Annotated in this window: 17 protein-coding genes; 6 read left to right on the top strand and 11 right to left on the bottom strand. The window is 38.6% G+C overall.

Annotated elements, in window-relative coordinates:
* Nucleotides 1–10 precede the first annotated feature (10 nt).
* From AC0IWT_RS14990 to dapF, 3 genes are all read right to left on the bottom strand, one after another.
* Nucleotides 11–3,193: an efflux RND transporter permease subunit gene (locus tag AC0IWT_RS14990; protein ID WP_056869489.1), complete on the bottom strand. Its 3,183-nt coding sequence runs from the start codon at nt 3,191–3,193 to the stop codon at nt 11–13.
* Between the two features lie 42 nt (nt 3,194–3,235).
* Entirely contained in the window at nt 3,236–4,405 is a 1,170-nt protein-coding gene (locus tag AC0IWT_RS14985; protein WP_471797769.1) for an efflux RND transporter periplasmic adaptor subunit, read from the bottom strand.
* Between the two features lie 444 nt (nt 4,406–4,849).
* Entirely contained in the window at nt 4,850–5,632 is a 783-nt protein-coding gene (dapF, locus tag AC0IWT_RS14980) for a diaminopimelate epimerase (RefSeq protein ID WP_471797768.1), read from the bottom strand.
* 314 nt (nt 5,633–5,946) lie between these two features.
* Between dapF and AC0IWT_RS14975 the strand changes: the two genes are divergently transcribed.
* Nucleotides 5,947–7,494 carry a trypsin-like peptidase domain-containing protein gene (locus AC0IWT_RS14975; protein ID WP_056869492.1) on the top strand — a complete coding sequence of 516 codons (1,548 nt, stop codon included), beginning with the start codon at nt 5,947–5,949 and terminating at the stop codon, nt 7,492–7,494.
* A gap of 199 nt (nt 7,495–7,693) precedes the next feature.
* On the opposite strand, the gene AC0IWT_RS14970 is transcribed toward AC0IWT_RS14975, so the two are convergent.
* Nucleotides 7,694–7,981: a hypothetical protein gene (locus tag AC0IWT_RS14970; protein ID WP_471797767.1), complete on the bottom strand. Its 288-nt coding sequence runs from the start codon at nt 7,979–7,981 to the stop codon at nt 7,694–7,696.
* A 27-nt stretch (nt 7,982–8,008) separates the two neighbouring features.
* On the opposite strand from AC0IWT_RS14970, the gene AC0IWT_RS14965 reads away from it, so the two are divergent.
* Together AC0IWT_RS14965 and AC0IWT_RS14960 are read left to right on the top strand one after the other, a co-directional pair.
* A complete protein-coding gene (locus tag AC0IWT_RS14965; RefSeq protein ID WP_471797766.1) occupies nt 8,009–8,518 on the top strand; it encodes a hypothetical protein in 510 nt (169 codons plus the stop codon).
* Nucleotides 8,519–8,752: 234 nt separating this feature from the next.
* Nucleotides 8,753–8,944 carry a cold-shock protein gene (locus AC0IWT_RS14960; protein ID WP_010599638.1) on the top strand — a complete coding sequence of 64 codons (192 nt, stop codon included), beginning with the start codon at nt 8,753–8,755 and terminating at the stop codon, nt 8,942–8,944.
* 130 nt (nt 8,945–9,074) lie between these two features.
* Here the strand turns inward: AC0IWT_RS14960 and AC0IWT_RS14955 are convergent, their stop codons facing one another.
* Entirely contained in the window at nt 9,075–10,187 is a 1,113-nt protein-coding gene (locus tag AC0IWT_RS14955; protein ID WP_471797765.1) for a TlpA family protein disulfide reductase, read from the bottom strand.
* Nucleotides 10,188–10,509: 322 nt separating this feature from the next.
* Here AC0IWT_RS14955 and AC0IWT_RS14950 point away from each other — a divergent pair, with 322 nt between their 5' ends.
* The 3 genes from AC0IWT_RS14950 (at nt 10,510) to AC0IWT_RS14940 (ending at nt 14,039) form a co-directional block, all read left to right on the top strand.
* Nucleotides 10,510–11,190 carry a succinate dehydrogenase cytochrome b subunit gene (locus tag AC0IWT_RS14950; RefSeq protein ID WP_056869496.1) on the top strand — a complete coding sequence of 227 codons (681 nt, stop codon included), beginning with the start codon at nt 10,510–10,512 and terminating at the stop codon, nt 11,188–11,190.
* 18 nt (nt 11,191–11,208) lie between these two features.
* Entirely contained in the window at nt 11,209–13,188 is a 1,980-nt protein-coding gene (locus AC0IWT_RS14945; protein WP_471797764.1) for a fumarate reductase/succinate dehydrogenase flavoprotein subunit, read from the top strand.
* Between the two features lie 80 nt (nt 13,189–13,268).
* Nucleotides 13,269–14,039 carry a succinate dehydrogenase/fumarate reductase iron-sulfur subunit gene (locus AC0IWT_RS14940; protein WP_056869498.1) on the top strand — a complete coding sequence of 257 codons (771 nt, stop codon included), beginning with the start codon at nt 13,269–13,271 and terminating at the stop codon, nt 14,037–14,039.
* Between the two features lie 339 nt (nt 14,040–14,378).
* Here AC0IWT_RS14940 and AC0IWT_RS14935 read toward each other — a convergent pair whose 3' ends face one another.
* The 6 genes from AC0IWT_RS14935 to AC0IWT_RS14910 all read right to left on the bottom strand — a co-directional run bounded on the left by AC0IWT_RS14935 (nt 14,379) and on the right by AC0IWT_RS14910 (nt 19,789).
* The gene (locus AC0IWT_RS14935) at nt 14,379–15,110 is read right to left on the bottom strand and encodes an energy transducer TonB (protein WP_471797763.1); all 732 of its coding nucleotides are present in this window, start codon (nt 15,108–15,110) and stop codon (nt 14,379–14,381) included.
* Nucleotides 15,111–15,214: 104 nt separating this feature from the next.
* Nucleotides 15,215–15,883, bottom strand: coding sequence for a hypothetical protein (locus AC0IWT_RS14930; RefSeq protein WP_471797762.1), 669 nt, complete (start codon nt 15,881–15,883; stop codon nt 15,215–15,217).
* 5 nt (nt 15,884–15,888) lie between these two features.
* Nucleotides 15,889–17,895 carry a TonB family protein gene (locus AC0IWT_RS14925; RefSeq protein WP_471797761.1) on the bottom strand — a complete coding sequence of 669 codons (2,007 nt, stop codon included), beginning with the start codon at nt 17,893–17,895 and terminating at the stop codon, nt 15,889–15,891.
* Nucleotides 17,892–18,269: a BlaI/MecI/CopY family transcriptional regulator gene (locus tag AC0IWT_RS14920; protein WP_056869502.1), complete on the bottom strand. Its 378-nt coding sequence runs from the start codon at nt 18,267–18,269 to the stop codon at nt 17,892–17,894. Before AC0IWT_RS14920 ends, AC0IWT_RS14925 begins: the two co-directional genes overlap by 4 nt.
* Before the next feature lie 107 nt (nt 18,270–18,376).
* Nucleotides 18,377–19,018 (bottom strand): response regulator, encoded by a 642-nt coding sequence (locus AC0IWT_RS14915; RefSeq protein WP_471797760.1) that lies wholly within the window; start codon nt 19,016–19,018, stop codon nt 18,377–18,379.
* Nucleotides 19,019–19,021: 3 nt separating this feature from the next.
* The gene (locus AC0IWT_RS14910) at nt 19,022–19,789 is read right to left on the bottom strand and encodes a sensor histidine kinase (protein ID WP_471797759.1); all 768 of its coding nucleotides are present in this window, start codon (nt 19,787–19,789) and stop codon (nt 19,022–19,024) included.
* Nucleotides 19,790–20,330 lie beyond the last annotated feature (541 nt).

Below are 20,330 nucleotides of genomic sequence, written 5' to 3'. Positions count from 1 at the left end.
CTTGTTAAAATTAGTGTTTACTTTTAGCGGTTGCTAACTCGTATTCTTCGGGCGTTTGTTCCTTTTCAATTCCTTCTTCGAAGGGCGATTTGTTGCTGATTCTCTCCTGTAAACTTTGGAAAATAATAAACAATGCAGGTATAACGAATACGCCAAACAATGTACCGATAAGCATACCGCCTACAGCACCCGTTCCAATCGATTTGTTACCCGAAGCACCAACACCTGATGACAACATTAGCGGCAATAATCCGAGAATAAAGGCAAACGACGTCATTAAAATCGGGCGTAAACGGGCAGTTGCACCATCGATGGCAGCATTAATAATGCTCATTCCTTTTCTGCGTCTGTCTACCGCATATTCTACAATTAAAATTGCGTTTTTCGCTAGTAAACCAACAAGCATAATCAGTGTAATCTGGGTGTAGATGTTATTATCTACGCCAAATATCTTATCGAAAACGAATACGCCAGATAAACCAATTGGTAAAGAAATTAATACTGCTAAGGGTAAAATATAGCTTTCGTACTGCGCAGCCAACAAGAAATAAACGAAAATTATACAAAGTAAAAAGATGAATACCGTTTGGCTCCCGCCACTTATTTCTTCACGAGATAAGCCTGAGAATTCATAACCATATCCGGCTGGTAAGCTTTGTGCAGCTACTTCCTGAACGGCTTTCAACGCATCACCAGAACTATAACCTGCATTTGGGTTACCCGTTACTGAGATTGAGGTAAATAAATTGAAACGCGAAATTGCTTGTGGGCCGTAAACTTTCGATAAGGTGATAAATTCGGAAACCGGAGCCATTTGACCGGAACTGTTTCTCACAAAGATTCTGGTTAAAGTTTGTTCATTGGCACGGTATTGAGCATCAGCCTGATACATTACCCTAAACTGCTTGCCAAATTTATTAAAGTTTGATGCGTAAACGCCACCGTAATACCCTTGCATAACGCCCAAAACATCGGCTACTGTTAAACCGGCTTGCTTTACCTTTGCCACGTTAACATCAATTTGGTATTGAGGGAAGTTAGGATTAAAAGAAGTTGATGCATATTGAATTTCCGGACGTTTACTTAGTGCCGCCAAAAATCCGTTTCCAATTTCGTTGAATTTTTTGATGTCACCACCGGTTTTATCCTGTAGCTGGAATTCGAAACCTCCACTTGTACCAAAACCCTGAATGGTTGGTGGCGCAAAGAAAATGATTTTAGCGCCCTTAATGTTAGCGGTTTTGGCAAATAATTCACCAATAATCGTTTTCACATCACGGCCTTTACGCTCATCCCATGGCGATAATCGCGAAATTACCATACCGTATGAACTTCCCGAACCACTAATCAAACTCCGGCCAACAACCCGCAACGTATTTTTAATTTCCGGAATACCATGGGCAATACTATCAATTTTTGCAATAACAACATTGGTTTCCTCCTGAGATGTTCCTGCCGGAAGTGAAATGTCGGACATAATTGTGCCCAAATCTTCATTCGGTACGAAGCCTTTCGGTGTCGTATTCATTGTCCAAACCAAAATAATGGTAAAGAAAGCGATGCCTAAACCAACCATCCATTTATTATGAGAAAGAAAACCGACAGATTTCTTGTATTTTCCGGTAACTGCATCAAATGATGTATTAAATGCACCATAAAAACGCTGTAAGAAATTTTTCTTTTTCTCGTGGTCTTCAGTATGTGGTTTTAAAAATAATGCACACAACGCCGGACTTAAAGTTAACGCGTTAATTGCTGATAAAATGATTGAAATCGCAAGCGTTAAACCGAATTGTTTGTAAAATACACCAGAAGAACCCTGAATAAAACTCACCGGGATAAACACCGCCGCCATTACTAAAGTGATGGAAATAATTGCACCACTGATGTCGTCCATCGCATCAATCGTTGCTTTTTTGGCATCTGTGTAACCTTCATCAAGTTTGGCGTGTACCGCCTCTACAACCACAATCGCATCATCTACCACAATACCGATGGCAAGCACAAGTGCAAATAGTGTGAGCAGGTTTATGGTAAACCCGAATAAACTTAAAAAGAAAAACGTACCAATAATTGCTACCGGAACACTTATCGCCGGTATTAATGTTGAACGGAAATCCTGCAGAAAGATAAATACAACAAGGAACACCAAAATAAAGGCCTCAATTAATGTGTGTATTACCTTCTCAATTGATGCATCGAGGAAATCGTTTACGTTAACAAGCGTTGAATAATGAACGCCTTTCGGAAACGTTTTTTGTGCTTCATCTAATGTTTTAATCGAATTCTCGATAACTTCTTTGGCATTGGAACCTGCCGTTTGATTAATTGCGATACCTAAAGCCTGTTTGCCATTAAATTTTACAGAGCTTGCGTAGCTTTGAGCACCTAATTCTATCCTTGCAATGTCTTTTAAGCGAAGAATTTGCCCGTTAGCATCAGATTTAATAATGATGTTTCCAAATTGGGCTTCGTCTTTCAGCCTGCCCGTATATTTTAAGGTATATTGAAATGCCTGGTCGCCTTGTTCTCCAAACTGGCCCGGCGCAGCCTCAACGTTTTGATCGGCCAGCGCCGCATTAACATCACTTGGCACCAAACCATAGGTTGCCATAATGTCTGGCTTTAACCAAAGGCGCATGGTATAATCTAAAGTTCCGAATGCACTTGCATCACCAACACCATTAATACGCTTAATTTGAGGAATGATGTTAATGTTCGCATAATTCTGAAGAAACTTCTGGTCATAAGACGGGTCGTCGCTGTACAAGCCGAAAATCAATACGTTACTCGCTTGTCTTTTTGCGGTGATAACACCAGATTTAGTTACCTCTGCAGGTAATAAACTGGTTGCACGGGCCACGCGGTTTTGAACGTTAACGGCCGCCAAATCTGGGTTTGTTCCTAACTTAAAGTTTACTGTAATGGTTGCTGTACCATCGTTACTCGCAGAAGAAGTCATGTAAGTCATGTCTTCCACTCCGTTAATTTGTTCTTCCAACGGAACTACCACACTATTCATAACCACATCGGCATTGGCACCTTGGTAGGCGGTAGAAACCTGTACCGTTGGCGGCGCAATTTCCGGGTACTGTGAAACCGGCAAAGTGGCCAAACCTAAAACACCGAGAATTACGATGATGATGGATATAACCGTTGATAGAACCGGCCTTTCTATAAATTTCTTAAACATAATTTTGAATTACGATTGTTGCTATACGGTTTACGAAACCGTTTATTTTTTAATGTCAGCGTAAACTGAATCGGCACTTCTTTCTTCGGGTTTTATTTTAGTGCCATCTTTTAACGATTGGAAGCCTTCCAGCACAATTTTGTCGCCAACTTTTAAACCTTTTGTTACCACATAAAATTTATCCTTTGCCAAATCCATAATCTGGATTTCAGTACTGGTAACTTTCGCTGAATCGCCCAAAACATAAACAAATTTTTTGCCCTGTAAGTCAACTGTTGATGTTTGAGGAACTAAAATTGCATTTTCAACTTTCTGTGGAATTCTAACGGAAGCACTTCCGCCGGATTTTAGCAAGGCAGTTGGATTTGGAAACGTCGCTCTTAAACTAGCGGAACCAGTATTTGTATTTATCTGACTATTTATCGACTCTATTTTACCGTTTTGAGCATATACGGTTCCGTCGGCCAGTACCAGACTAACAGGCGGAATATTCTTCATTTGTTGCGAAAGCGTGTTGCCTTTATAAGTTTTTGAAAAGTCTAAAAGTTGCTTCTCATTTAAGGAGAAGTAAGCATAAACTTTCGATGTATTTGAAACGGTTGTTAACGGCTCTGTGCTCGAACTACTTACCAAACTTCCGGTACGGAAAGGGATACTGCCTACAATTCCATCAACCGGACTTGTTATGGAAGTATAGCCTAAATTTACCCGTGCATTTGCCAAGGTTGCTCTTGCCTGCGCAAGCGCAGCTTTTCTGCTTTGAAGTGTAAGCTGTGCAGCATCCAAATCGTATTTGCTGATGATGTCTTTCTCTACAAGTGGCTTTGTTTTATTAACCTGAAGCTGGGCTGCATTTACGTCTGCTTCGGCACTGCTGATGGCAGCTCTCGCCGTCCTAACTTCTTGTTCATATTGTGGCGCCATAATGGTAAAAAGCAATTGTCCTTTCTTTACAACGGTACCTTCATCTACAAATATCTTTTGAATAAAACCATCTACCTTTGGGCGGATATCGATATTCTGAATCCCTTCGATAGTTGCTGGATAATCTGAATTTAATTCTGTTGTTTGTGCGTTAACGGTAAAAACCGGGTAGGCTTGCGGACCTGCAGCCGCTGCGGCTGCAGCTTTTTTAGCATCGTCATTACCGCCGCATGATGCTAAAACCATAGCAATGCTGATACTGAAAAAGAGAGTTGTTACTTTTCTCATGGACTATTATTGTGTGTTGTTTAAAATTATCTCCGGATTAAAAGCGTTGTCAAAGTCGATGCTTTGAGTTTCGCAATTTGTGCCCAAAAATAGAGCCTAAAAAAAAATAAGTCTGTCCAAATTCTGTCATTTAATCAATCGATTGATTTATTTTGATAATGAAAAAGATGGCTACACGGTTTAAATAGCTGTTCTAAAGTATTTTATGAAGGTTTTTTACCTGAAATTTGATGTGTAAATAAATTTCGACAGAGGTTAAATACTGTTAATTAAAGCTGAATTGTAGTGTTTTAAAAATGATAAATGTGTTCAAAATCAGGCAATTTTCCCTTTGGTTAGTGTTTAAAGTACACGCTTATGTGATCACTCGAAATAGAATTTTCTAAGTTGCAGAGCAGTAGTACAAAAAATTTAGCAATATTAAACACAATCAGCGTTTGCCTTCTAACTGATGTCGCCTTCAAAAACAAGTTTTGCAGGGCCACACAAGAAAACGTTCGTGAATTTGATTCCATCATAATCAAATTCTACTTTAATATCTCCGCCCAACACCTTAATATTGGTTTTAATATGTCCGGTTTGATCTTTGTATTTTGCCATCGCCATTGCAACCGCAGTTACACCTGTTCCGCAAGCGTAAGTTTCATCCTCAACTCCACGCTCATAGGTACGAACAAATAAGTGGCCGCCTTTATCTTCAACAAAATTAATGTTTATGCCTTTTTCATTATAAGAAGCATTATACCTGATGTTTTTTCCGTTAGTAAAAACATCAAAACTATCCAGATTATTTTGCAGCGCTACATAATGTGGAGAGCCTGTATTTAACACAAATGCTTCACCATCATTGGTTATCGATTCAACATCAATCATTTGTAAATCAACCCAGTTACCATCGTCTGAAATTCTGGCATAATGAGCGCCATCAACTGCCAAAAAGTTAGTCTCTTTCTCTATAACGCCAAGGTATTTCGCAAAAGCAACAATGCAACGCCCACCATTACCACACATACTCCCCAACTTGCCATCAGCGTTGAAATAATGCATCTCAAAATCGTAGTCATCATGGCTCGTTAAAAACATCAATCCATCGGCTCCAATGCCAAATCTGCGGTGACAAAGCTGCTCTATTAAGGCATTATCGACACTATTTAGCGAACTCATCCTGTGGTCGATCAGAATAAAGTCGTTTCCAGCGCCCTGATATTTAAAGAAATTCATTTTCATTTTTTCTTCATTATTTACTGCAATATTTGAGTTGCAAAAGCCAATTGTGTGCATTTAATATTTAATTTAACATTTTTTAACACAGCTTTAGGTGCTTTGCAGTTACAAATATCGTTTATATGGTATTAAATTTGAAGATAGTTACGAAAGAAAATTTGAGCAGATAAAAACTGCCTGAGCATTCTGCTTAAATCAAAGTGAATTGATGCTCTCGCGAACCTTTATAAATTAACAAACTTAAATATTACAGGCAAACAATTAGCTAGCGATAATGCTTGTAATATCAGGGGATTAAAAAAAAATTATACAAACACATGAAAAAAATACTAGGAATTACAGTGTTGGCTGCTTTTATAGGTGGGGCAGCAGCAATTGGAGGTTACAAGCTATTTGAAAGTAACCAAACTGGCAGTACAATTTCTGAAAAGCAGAATTTATACTTTGCCAATAATCCACTTAAGGTATCATCAGCTGGTACTGCAGATTTTACGCAGGCAGCGGCAGCAGTTGCGCCAGGCGTAGTTCACATTAAAACAACTTATGCTTCTAAAAGTGGCGGTAGAAGCGGTTCATCTCCTATGGATATGTTCGAGGATTTCTTTGGCGGTGGCGGAAGGCAGATGCAACGCCAGCCAAGAGCTGCATCGGGTTCTGGTGTGATCATTAGTCAGGATGGCTACATTGTTACCAATAACCACGTAGTTGAAAATGCGGAAAAAGTTGAAGTAATTTTAACCGACAGACGTAAAGTTGAAGCAAAAGTTATCGGTAGAGACCCGAATACGGATTTGGCACTTATCAAAGTAAATGCAACCAATTTGCCGGTTGTTAAATTTGGTAACTCTGATAATGTTCAGGTTGGCGAGTGGGTATTGGCTGTTGGTTTCCCGTTAGATTTAAATACAACGGTAACCGCAGGTATCGTGAGTGCAAAAAACAGAAGTATCGGTATTATCGGTCGTGAGCAGGAAGGTGGTGAAATCACTGAGGAAGAATACAGAGAGTATCAGCGTACCGGTAAAAGACCAGATCGCCCTGCAAATACAAGCATCGAATCTTTTATTCAAACAGATGCGGCGATAAATCCTGGTAATAGCGGTGGTGCTTTGGTTAATGCAAATGGCGAACTGGTTGGCATTAATTCTGCAATTGCTTCTCAAAGTGGTTATAACCAAGGTTATGGCTTTGCCATTCCTGTAAATTTGGCTCGTAAAATCGTCGATGATTTTATGAAATATGGTTCAGTAAAACGTGGTTACATTGGAGTAAGCTTTGTTCCATTAAGTGCTGATAATCCAGCTGAAATTAAATCAAATGAGGTTAGCGGACTATACGTGAACGAGGTTGTTCCAGGTGGTGGCGGCGCTGTAGCGGGATTAAAATCTGGAGACGTGATTAAAAAGGTTGATGGCGTTGTAATTAATGATTCGCCTGATTTGCAAGAAAGAATTGGTCGTTTAAATCCAGGTGATAAAGTAAAATTGACTGTTTTAAGAGATGGTTCATTAAAAGATTTCACCGTAACTTTAAAGGGAGAATCTAGCGTTGGCGTGAACACCAACCTTGCAACGACCAAGAGTGTAGAGGTTTCAAAGCTGGGTGCAACTTTCGTGCCTGCAACACAAGCACAGAAATCGAAATATGGGGTAAATAGTGGCGTTGTTGTAAACTCTGTAGTTACAGGAAAAGCTTTCGACAATATTGGTGTTGAAAAAGGCTTGATTATTACAAAAGTAAATGGTCAGCCGGTAAATTCAGTCGCCGACGTTCAAAAAGCATTACCACAAACCAGAAATAACATGATTTATATGTCTGGGGTAAGTGCCCAGGGAACCTTTAATTTTAGTTTCCCTGCACAGTAGTTTAAAGTTTAATATTTTACAAAAAGGGCTTGGTTTTTAATCAAGCCCTTTTTTTGTTTCAGGGTGAATGGTTAAAAACTGACAGTTTAGAATGCTTTGTGCTTCGGGATTGACTATAGCTTTAGAAAACTTACCTGGTTTTACTCGGCAAAAGCAAAGGAGCATATCTAAATTTAAGAAACTTCCCGGCACCTTGTTTTTAGTTTCTTGTAATGGCCTTTAGTTTATAAACCTGACATGAGCGGGCATGTAAGCCGAATTTTTCTTTCGGCTGAATAAAGCGGTTGGCAGGACTATCGTAGCCGAAAAAGTGCAGAAATCTGCTTTCCAAATCAATTTTATTTGCCTGCCATGAAGCGATTTTAAGAATTAGGTCGTTTTGTATATGAAACTTGTTCATTTTAAATTCATAAAAGGATTTTAGTTTCGCATTTAACAATTGGATATCGTTTGAATATTTACCGATATGCAAAGCAGTTTTAATCATATTTGAATTAGCAACAACCTGAATATTATGCCTTTAGCTTACATTAACCTTTGTGCTAAACAATATTTCAATTTCATGTGCAGCACAAATTTTGAACGCAGGGTTTTCCACGATACTTACCGCGAATTCCAAAAAAAATCAAGGCCGTTCAGTTGTAATGAACATTTGCATACATTTTCAGAAATGCTATCGGCGAATGAGAAGGCAAAGGTTTTACACCAAAAACTCCAGTATTCGGTTATGACTAGCATTGATGCCCTGGAAAGCAAAATCCCTGTTTTATATGACACAAATAGTAGGCCGATACTTTTCGATTTGGCGGAGCTTCACATTTATTCTTCGGATTTATTGAACAAGGCAAACCACGTTATTTCGTTAACTTATACCAGTAAGCGGCTGGTTCTACACGAAATTGTTGGCGATTTATTGATTTTGAGTTACGATATTGAAAGCAACTTTAACAGGCCTTTTATGGTAAAAATGACGAGCGATTTAAAAATAAATTACGAACAGCGAGAAGAAACGGTGTATAGTTAAATACCCTGTTTCGCTATTTTAGCTTATCAACCAATTTAGAGGAAGTGGGCTTTTAGGTCCCGGAATATGCGAAAACTCACTGCTTAAGCGAATTGGAGAGGTTGATAATGCATCGCAAAATTAGCTTTAAGGGCAAATTAAGCGGTATATTGGTAAATAATTAAAATAAAAAAAATAAAAAATTGATTAATAGGTATTTAACCATATCTTTGAGGCAAATTAAAATACAATATAATGCAACAAGGAACAGTAAAATTTTTTAATGAAACTAAAGGTTTCGGATTTATCACTCCATCTAATGGCGATGCCGAAATTTTTGTTCATGCTTCAGGCTTAATTGACAACATTCGTGAGAATGATACCGTAAACTACGATGTAGAAGAAGGTAGAAAAGGCCTAAACGCGGTAAATGTTAAAGTAGCTTAAGAAAACTCGAACACATAAATCGTAAAAAGTCCCGATAAAAATCGGGACTTTTTTTATGGGCAAGATTTTTCAGAATGCCGGTTGCAAGCAGCTGTATAGTATCATTATCAAACTTTATCTCAATATTACCCTACAGTCGTTTTTCGATTTCCTGTCTGATAAACTCAGGTCTGAGGTCGTTATTCATCAATATCTTTGCGTTCTTATCGATTATAAAGAAGTAAGGGATGTTATAATCGCTCAGGTTTTTCGCATTCGGCGATTTAGCGCCCTTTAAATCTGAATACTGTGGCCAGCTTAATTTATCATCAGCGATTACATTTAGCCACCAATCTTTGCGTTTATCAAGAGAAATGCCGATAAATTCCACGTCGTTCCCTTCAAAGCTTTTGTACATATCGGTTAACAATTTTCTATTCTCTCGTATTTTTGTGTTATAGGAAGTCCACACAATAACAAGGTTAACTTTTTTGAGAATTTTCTTTTCAAAATTAGCGCCCTGTGGATTTTGGCCTTCAATTTCAGGCATAATATTTCCGGCCATCATTCTCGTTTTACGTGTTACCTGCTCAACAAAATTTTTCCCATCCTCACTTTCCCTTACCGTTTTATCCAAACTATTAAATATTGCAACGTAACGTCCGTTATTTGTGTCTACCTGGCCAAGTTGATCAAGCAAAAATAAAGTGTGCAGAGAAGCGGGATATTTTTTTGCGAAGGCCTCTATCATATTTAATTCATTCGAGCTTCTTTTTTCCATCCAAAAGTCTAAATTTCTTGCCCTTTGTTCAACATTTGCGGAGGTAGACTTATCCAATGCAAGGGTTGCGCTGCTCACACTATCCATTACTTTTTTGCCCATCAACCGTTTCAATTTATAAAATGCTCTAAACTGCTCGGTTTCTTCCTTTGGCGCCGTGACGAAGGGGTAGACTTTGTCATCGTTGGCATTTAAAACTGCTTCGAACGTTCCACTGTTGATGTAAAACCAAAACTCTTTATCGGTTGGCCCAATGGAGACCTTCAAGGCGGCGTAGCCCTTTTTTTTGAAGTTTACTTTAAAAGTCTGTTTTTTATTGGCAATGTTTTCGACAAGGTATGTAACGCCGTTCTCAGGACTATAAATACTGATAACCGAATTTCTCGGAAAATTTTTAGTTGTCACATTAAATGTGGCCTGCCTGTTAATGCATCCGGATAGCAAACATATAAACAGAGCCGAACTTATGAGTAATTTCATCATAAAATTAATTTAATACTGCAATATAACGAAAAACTTAGTTATACAAAAGTTCCAAATATTCGTTTGCAGTTGCGACTGTTAATTCATTGTGGAAATGCATTTTTAATTAAAAATTCGCTACAAAAAACCTCAAATTTAAGCTCAAGCTGTCTGGTGGCATAAATCTTTTATGCCTAATCGATTTGGAATTTCCTGTCGGGAGAATAATTCGCCTTAGAATGTTTCTAAATAAATGTTTTATCGCTGATTTGTCATAATCGTTTATAAATTAAACTCATAATTAGATACTTTTGCAAGAAATTTAGATATAAATCCTAATCAAATGAGTGGTTTCGGAAATGCACTTTCTTCATCAATAGGAAGAAAATATGTGATGGGTATTACAGGTATATTCCTGATACTTTTTTTAATTGTACATGCTGGTATCAATTCGCTAATTTTTCTTGACGATAGCGGGTTGAAGTTTAACATTGGTGCACATTTTATGGCCACCAACTGGATCATCAGGGCTGGAGAGTACATTTTGTTTTTAGGTTTGCTGGTACACATTTACCAGGCGGTTAACCTGACTATTCAAAACAGAAAAGCTCGTCCGGAAGGTTATGCTGCATACAATGGTAATGCGAACAGTAAATGGTATAGCCGCTCAATGGGCTTGTTAGGTACGCTTTTACTTATTTTTCTGGTTATTCACCTGAAAGATTTCTGGGTAGTTTCTCGTTTTACAGGCATCCCGACGGTAGATGCAAATGGCAATGAAGATTTGTATGCGGTAATGAGGGAGAAATTTCAGGATCCGGTTCGGGTTATTGCCTACGTACTTTTAATGATTTCTTTATGCTACCATTTATTACACGGTTTTGCATCTGCATTTCAAACTATGGGTTGGAATCATTCTAAATATAACGGCATAATTAAAAGGGTAAGCGTTTGGTATGCAATCATCATTTCGGTTGTTTTCGCATTGATGCCGATTGCCGTTTACACACATTTAATCAATTAATTTTAGCACAAAAGAGATATGTCAGATATTAATTCAAATATTCCAGAAGGAGAATTAACCAATAAATGGACAAAATACAAGTCTTCTGTGCCTTTGGTTAACCCATCGAACAAGAGAACGATTGAAGTAATTATTGTTGGTTCAGGATTGGCTGGTGCTTCTGCGGCAGCCACTTTAGCCGAAATGGGTTACAAAGTTAAATGTTTTTGCTTTCAGGATTCTCCCCGCCGGGCGCACTCAATTGCAGCTCAGGGTGGTATAAATGCAGCGAAAAACTATCAGAATGATGGTGACAGCACTTACCGTCTTTTCTACGATACAATTAAAGGAGGTGATTACCGTGCCCGCGAAGCAAATGTTCATCGTTTGGCTGAAGTTAGCGCTAACATTATCGACCAGTGCGTGGCGCAGGGTGTTCCTCTGGCCCGCGAATATGGCGGCCTATTGGATAACCGTTCTTTTGGTGGTACACAGGTTCAACGTACTTTTTATGCTGCAGGCCAAACTGGTCAGCAATTATTACTAGGTGCGTATTCTGCTTTAGAACGCCAGATTGGTATGGGCAAGGTAGAAATGTATACCCGCCATGAAATGCTTGAAGTTGTTAAAATAGATGGTAAAGCACGTGGTATAATCGCAAGAAATTTAATAACAGGCGAAATCGAACGTCACTTCGGTCATGCTGTGGTTTTAGGAACGGGTGGTTACGGTAACGTATTCTATCTTTCTACAAACGCAATGGGAAGTAATGTTACGGCGGCATGGAAAGCGCACAAGCAAGGTGCTTATTTTGCAAATCCTTGCTACACGCAAATCCACCCAACCTGCATCCCGGTTTCAGGCGATCACCAGTCGAAACTAACCCTGATGTCCGAATCATTACGTAATGATGGCCGGATTTGGGTTCCTAAGAAAAAGGATGATACCCGCAAGGCTTCGGAAATTCCTGAAGATGAAAGAGATTATTATTTAGAGCGTCGTTATCCTGCGTTCGGTAACTTGGTTCCGCGTGATGTTGCATCGCGTGCTGCAAAAGAGCGTTGCGATGCCGGTTATGGCGTAGGTGCATCTAAACTTGCCGTTTACCTTGATTTCAAAGCAAACACAGAGCGTTACGGTAGAATCGAAACCTCGAAAGCTGGTATTCACAATCCTGACAAAGAAACCTGCATGCGTTTAGGAACAGCGGTAATCAAAGAAAAATACGGTAACCTGTTCGATATGTATGCGCAAATAACCGGTGAAAATCCTTACGAAACACCGATGCGTATCTATCCTGCGGTTCACTATACAATGGGCGGTTTATGGGTTGATTATAACTTGATGACATCTGTTCCTGGTTTATATTGCACAGGTGAAGCTAACTTTTCAGACCATGGTGCTAACCGGCTTGGTGCATCAGCCTTAATGCAGGGTTTGGCAGATGGTTACTTTGTACTTCCATACACAATTGGCGCTTATTTATCGAAAGAGATTTCAGTAAAAGCAATCCCAACCGATCACCCTGCCTTTGTAGAGGCTGAGGAAAGGGCAGTTGGCATATTAAATAAACTGGTTAATATCAAAGGAACGAAATCGGTAGATCATTTCCACAAACGTTTGGGCCACATTATGTGGGAAAAATGTGGTATGTCCCGTAATGCAGAAGGTTTAAACGAAGCCATTCGCGATATCAGAGCTTTGCGTGCCGAATTCTGGAGTAATGTTCGTGTTCCGGGTACCGTGAACGAATTAAATCCTGAATTGGAAAAAGCCGGACGTGTTGCAGACTTTATCGAACTCGGTGAACTAATGTGTATTGATGCACTCGACCGCAATGAAAGTTGTGGCGGTCACTTCCGTGAGGAGTACCAGACTGAAGAAGGTGAGGCATTACGCGATGATGTTAATTATGCCTACGTTGCTGCATGGGAGTTTAAAGAAGGAGTACAATTCGAACTGCACAAAGAAGAGTTGAAGTTTGAAAATATTAAAGTAGCACAAAGAAGTTATAAATAGTATTTAGCGATTAGTAGTAAGTATCTAGATGACATCTACCTGCTAACTACTAAGTACTAACTACCTAAAATCTCAATATCATGAGTACAGGAAATATGAACTTAACGCTAAAAGTTTGGCGTCAGAAAAATAACAACACCAAAGGTGCTTTGGTCGATTATAAACTGTCTGGCATTTCTCCGGATATGTCATTTTTGGAGATGTTCGATGTTTTAAACGAAGATCTAATTAATAAAGGCGAAGAGCCTGTGGTATTCGATCACGATTGCCGTGAAGGTATTTGCGGTATGTGCTCAATGTTTATCAACGGCCGGCCACACGGGCCTAAAGATTTGGTTACAACATGCCAACTGCATATGCGCTCGTTTAAAGACGGAGATACAATTGTTGTGGAGCCATGGAGAGCTGCTGCATTTCCAGTGGTTAAAGATTTAACCGTAGATCGGTCAGCATTCGATAGAGTGATTGCCGCTGGTGGTTTTATTTCGGTAAATACGGGTAATGCGCAAGATGCCAATAACCTTCCAATTCCGAAAATGCATGCCGATGCTGCTTTTGAAGCGGCTGCATGTATTGGTTGCGGCGCATGTGTTGCTACCTGTAAAAATGCCTCAGCAATGTTATTTGTATCTGCCAAGATATCTCAGTTGGCCTTGTTACCTCAAGGGCAGCCAGAGCGCTATCGCCGCGTGCAAAGTATGGTAGCGCAAATGGATGCTGAAGGCTTCGGTAACTGTACCAATACAGGTGCATGCGAGGCAGAATGCCCTAAAGGTATTTCATTGGAAAACATCGCCCGTATGAACCGCGATTTCGCTTCAGCGAAGTTTATTTCAGAAGAAACGATTTAAAAAATATACTGTGCATTCCGGTTAATCCCGGAAGCTTTAGCCTCGAACTTGTTCGGGGCTTTTTCATTTAATAACTAGTATACTGTAAATCATAAAAGGTAAACAAAAACATTCGAAACCAAATTGAGAAGAAAGTGAAACAAACTATAATTTGCAAAAATCATAAAAACTCTATGTTAGCATATCAATTATTTGCCTGATTAAAAATTTTATTCTGTAAAATTTGTATATACATTAAAGATTTTATAAATTTATTGTTCCGAGACAGGAGAGAAAACATAAAACCCCGGCAGTTTGTCGGGGTTTTGTGTTTTTGAGGGTTGTTAATTTGATGCAGGTTTACGAGAGTTTAAAATTTACAGGTAGGTCGCACTTTGCCCTAAACGGTTTTCCTGATTCGTCAAATGCCGGAACCCATTTAGGTGAATTTTTTACCGCTCTTATAGCTTCAGCATCAGTTTCTTTAGATAAGCCTTTAGCCACCTGAATATTGGATAATGAGCCGTCTTTTTCAACAACAAAAGAAATCAATACTTTCCCCTGGACATTGTTTTTCTTCGCAATCGTTGGGTACTTCAAGGTCTTGGCTAAATAACTGAAAAGTTTCGGCTGCCCTCCAGGAAATACCGGGCTTTTAATTTTATTATTACCCAAAGCAGATTTTTTAGAATTTGCGGAACCATTGGCGTCGAAGTTGATGCTTAAATTATACTTCACCTGAACAGGTTTTCCGTTTACCATGCCCGGGTTCCATTTCGGCGAGGCTTGAAGAACTCTTATGGCCTCCGCGTTCGTTTCTTTACTTAAGCCCCTTATAACCTGAATATTGCTTAGCTTACCTGACTCTTCAACAATAAAAGAAAGGAATACTTTTCCTGATGTTTTATTTGCCTTGGCTTCTGCCGGATATTTGATATTCGCTCCAAGATACTGGTAAAATTTTGCCATTCCACCCGGATATTGTGGTGTTTTATCTACCGAAACAAAATCGTACACTTTTTGAGCGTAGCTTTCTGCGCTGCCTGCAAGCATTATTGCTGACAACATTAATAAGATCATTAGTTTTTTCATAGGGATAAGATTTATATTTTACTGATAATTGACTTTAATTTTTTGCAAAACGCTTCCATCTCTTCATTTAAAATGAAAAATCGACACTTGGCACTAAAATTTTGTTAGTTCTTGTCTGCGGGTTTCGGCTGCCCTTTCAAAATTTTGCCGGGTTTGGTTGTAATTATGACAACACCATTGCTTGCTTGCGGGCCGTATTTAGCAATTGCGCTGTCTTTTTTTAGTATTGAGATGCTTTGTATGCTATCGGGACTAATCCAGTGCATTTCGTCCTTTTCAATTTTCTGCCCATCAAGAATATACATTGCATCGTTTATCCGGTTTGGCAAACGCTTAGAAGCCGGTACCAAAGATTTAGACGCTTCATCAACAGTTGTTATCGAATTTGTCTCAGCTGGTTTTGGATAAAATTTTAAATCGCTTATTTTAGTTATACCTTCGGAGCTTACTGATCTGTCAAAATCAGGGTAGCGGGCATTTTTTCTCCCGGATTTTGTTGTGATAAAAATTACACCATCAGCCGCTTCAAGTCCAAATGATTTTATCGCGGCTTCATTTTTTACAATTTTAATTTCTGCAATAGAATCTGGAATTAAATTGCCATGCGCAAGGTCTGAATCAAGCTGTTTTACGCCATCGATGATGTAAATTGGCTTCCGTATTCCTTTAACTTTCAATAAAGGCGACTTACTAAACAGGCTATCGTAAACTTGTGCATTTACGCTGCCGATGCCACCAGTTATCAACGCCAATACTAAAAATATTGCTTTCATAGTGACTAAAGTTCTGGTTTAGAAAAATAATGATTGGCAGACTTATCAATTGTGAGTTCGGAAATCGCCGGTCTTCTAAAAATGTCGTTTTTATGCTTTCTGGATGTAATTATTAACACACCATTTTTCCCTTTAGGGCCGTAGATGGATGTTGCGCTTGCGTCTTTTAAAACTGAAATTGATTCTATCGTTTCCGGCGCAATGAATTTCAAAGCATTTTTTTCCTGCGCTATGCCGTCTAATATTACCATGGGGCCGTTAATGCCATCTGCATCACCTATCCCTCTCAGGGTGATTCTACCACTTTCCTGAATTGGCTTCGTTACAAAAGCTTTACTTTCAGAATTTTCTAAACTAAAATTTATGTTAATATTATATTTTACCCGCACTGGTTTGCCGTTCTGGATGCCGGGGAGCCATTTTGGCGATTTTTCCAACACCCGTATGGCTTCTTCATCTGTTCCGCTGCCCAATCCTCTTGTTATCTGGATGTCGCTCAGCGCACCATCTTTTTCAACCGTGAAAGAAAGATACACTTTGCCTTGAACGTTGTTCTCCTGCGCCTCCTTCGGATATTTCATGTTCTTACCCAGAAATTCGTAGAACTTTTTCATTCCCCCCTCAAATTGAGGAACCTTCTCTATGCTTACAAAATCGTAAACTTTTCCACTATTAATGCTTTCTGTCTCGGTAGCTTCTGTGGCAGGGGCAAAACCCACAACACTTAGTTGCGACAGTTCTTTATGGTCTTTAATATCACCCGTGGCTTCGTTTTGAATTTCAGCATCAGAGCCATCCAAACGGAAAGCTACCTTTAAAGCATATTTTCCATTCTCGACCTCTTTAAATCCTTTATAAGATAAAATGGCCTTCATCACCTCTTCATCACAACCTTTACCCAAGTCGGTATTTGTGCTTAAATCGCTTACTTTCCCATTTCTCAAAGTAAATTTAACAAGTGCATTTCCTTGTAAATCACTTTCCTGGGCATCTTTAGGATATACAATTGTTTTGCTCATGAACTGATAAAAGTCTTTCCAATCCCGTTCAACAGGTACGTTCTCTACAACGACTTTTACAGGTTGCTTTGCTTCGTACGTAAACTGGATTGGTTTAGTTACCATTTCCTGAACCAGCTCAACAGGTTTTTCTAACGGAATCTGGTCGGAAAGTGCGAGTAACTTTTCATTTTTGCGAATCGTGGCCGATGAGAATACGATGAAGATCGCAAACAAAGGTATTGATATCCCATATTTTAGAACCGCAGTTTTCTTTGAACGCTCTTTGTGCAGCATATAAATGCGCTTTTTAATCAAAGATTTATCGAAAAAATTGCTTGTTAAGGCCGTCGGACTGATTCCAAACGATTTGCTCAAAATCAACATTGCATATTCCGCCTTATCGCCCTGAAATTTAGCAGCATGGTCGTCTGCCAAAAATTCATGGATGTTTTTAATTGCTTTTTTATAGAGATAAATGACTGGGTTAAGCCAGGTTATGATTCCAATTAGCTCGAAAAAAAGCACATCGAGTGTATGCCATTGTTTAATGTGCGCCTCCTCATGGCTGTCAATAACATTTCGCTGTGGCAATTCTTTATCAATAACTTTTTTGCCAAAGAACGAAAATGCAGAACCTCTTTCAGCATTTTTTATCAATTTATTAACCGCAAAAAGATTGAAAATTAACCTGCAAAGAAAAAATAAAATGCCACCACAATAAATGTAAACAATTAAGTTAGCCCAATTAAAACCTTCATGCACATCAGTTACAATGGTTGCCTGTTGCAAAACGGCGTCCCATTTAACTGTTGTGTAAACCTGCTGTGCTGCTTTTTGCTCAGTAAGCCATTCTAAACGGATAAATGGTATGCTAAGCGACAATATCCCGGCAGCAACCAGATAAACACGATTTAATGTAAAGTAGGTTTCTTTATCTAATAGCAATTTATAGAAGCCATAAAAAACAATCAGATATAAGTTTACCTGCAGAAGGTAATGGGCAAAACTCATCTTGGTTTGTGTTTAATTTTATTAATCATCTTTAAAATTTCATCCACATCACTTAAATCCAGCTTCTCTTCCTTAACGAAAAATGAGAACATACTTTCTACGGAGTTTTCAAAATAATTGCCGAGCAACTTTTCAGTAGCATGGCGCTTATATTCTTCTTTACTAATTAAGGGATGGTACTGGTGTGCTTTTCCAAAAGCTTCATGGCCGATGAATCCTTTGGTTTCGAGGATTCTAATGATGGTAGATACGGTGTTATAAGCAGGCTTTGGAATCGGTAACTCGTCAATCACCTCTTTTACAAATGCTTTTTCCAACTGCCACAAAACTTGCATTATCTGTTCTTCGGCTTTGGTTAAATCTTTAATATCCATTTTATTTTAAATTATAGGAAAGGACGTTATACGTCTGTAATATTAAAGTTAAAACTAATTTGTTAGTTAAGCAAATTTTTGGGCGAATATTTTTGGGTTGTTTTTAGCTATATTTTTATGAGGTTGTGCTTAATTCCATAAACCACCAAACCGGTTCGGGTTTTTATGTTGAGCTTGGCAAAAAGTGATTCGCGGTAGTTATCAACTGTTCTGGGGCTGATGTTCATTAAATCTGCTATCTCTTTGTAGGTAAGTTCGGTACTACAATGCTGAAGAAATATGTGTTCTTTTTCGGTAATCAGTGGTTTTGGCTCCTCTTGTTTCAAAGAAAAAAGTAGTCGGCCGGAAACCATTTCGTTGATGTAAAATCCTTTTTCTTTTACGGCTTTGATGGCGATAACCAAATCTGTAGGTGTAGAACCTTTTAAAATGTAGCCGCCTGCACCTGCTTTAAGCATTCCGATTATTGCGTTTTCATCCTCATGCATGCTTAATGCAAGAACATTTACCGATGGATGAGTTTTTTTTACATATTTTGTAGCCGCATAGCCATCCATAACCGGCATATTGATGTCCATTAGAATAATCTGAACTTCCTGGTGTTGTGCAATTTTTTTCTGCATATCTACGCCGTTAGTTGCCTGAAATAAGACGTTTATTTCTGCAAATTCGGCTAAGAGGTTTGCCAGGCCCGAGCGAAAAAGCGTGTGGTCATCTACTATTCCAATTAAAAGAGGTTCTGTTTGCATAATTTAGGGATAGGGGATTTCGATAAAAATTGATGTACCTTTTTCTGGAACAGAATTTACTTCAATTTTTCCTTTGATTAATTTTACTCTTTTCTCCACCGACGCCAAACCCATTCCGGTTTTGTTAACCATGGCTTCGCCATAATTAAAACCTATGCCGTCTTCTTTAACCGTTAAAAAGAGTGTGTCACCTTTTAAATAAGTATCGATTTGAATAAATGTTGCCTGCGCATGTTTAATAATGTTATTGATGATTTCCTGCAACAGGCGGAGAATAATAAGGTCCTTATCTGCCGAAGCATTCTTTAAATCGAGCAGGCCGTTATTTACCTGAAGCTGATAAGTACCAACTTTTCTGAGCCAGCTTAATTCCTGCTCAATGGCATTGCCAATTCCAGATTCGACAATTTGTTCGCCATGCAGAATTTTCGCCAGTTCTCTTATTTCTTTAATTGATTTATTGACCAGCGAAAGCGAGTTTGCGATCTTTTCTGATGCCTTTTCATTTTCAGTAACATTTATCGAATTCAGCGTTAGCGTGGTTAAGCTTAATAGCTGCCCGATGTTGTCATGAAGCTCGGCGGCGATTGTTTGCATGGTTTGTTCCTGAACTTCGATATGAGTTTTTAAAATTTCAGACTCAAATTTTTGACGCATACTTTCTTTCTCAAAAAAGTGATTTTTTTTGTGGCGGTTGTAAGATCGAATGTAAACCAACAGCCCAATTGGCATCAAAAGAAAAACTAATGATGCCAATAAGATTATCGACATATTTTCCGTTGACGAGCTCTGCATATAAATGAGTAAGACCAAAAACCGTATAAAAACAAATTAAGGGTTGTGTATATAATATATCGGGGAATGAATTTACCCAGAAACTTTTGCTGTATGATGTCATCAAAAAAGTTAGCTAAGGTACCGCCAAAATAGAATATTATGGCCCCGCCAACCCACCAAAATGCCGGGTGAAATTTTAAGTCGATGTATTTTTCGTCTTTCAAAAGCAGAAAGAAATACATTAAACCATAAATGACGAAAACAACTGACATTACGCTTATGGTAATTGCGTTATAAACCAGTATCATGTTGTTATTTATAGAAAACACAACATATATCGATAACAGGATAAGATATACTGGGATGATTATTTTCTTAATGTTTAAAAAGTCTTTTAGGAAACAGTAAAAGGCAAATGTTATATAGGTTAGTTCTACAAATGTGAATATATTATAAACAATTAAATTGCTGTGGTATACTTTACCGATGTATCTAGCAAAGGTTTCTGTAAAAACGACAATGAAAATGTAAGCCA

The organism is Pedobacter sp. AC464, assembly GCF_979253075.1.
Note: the sequence above shows the minus strand (reverse complement) of the source record. Positions and strands in the feature narration are given on the sequence as shown.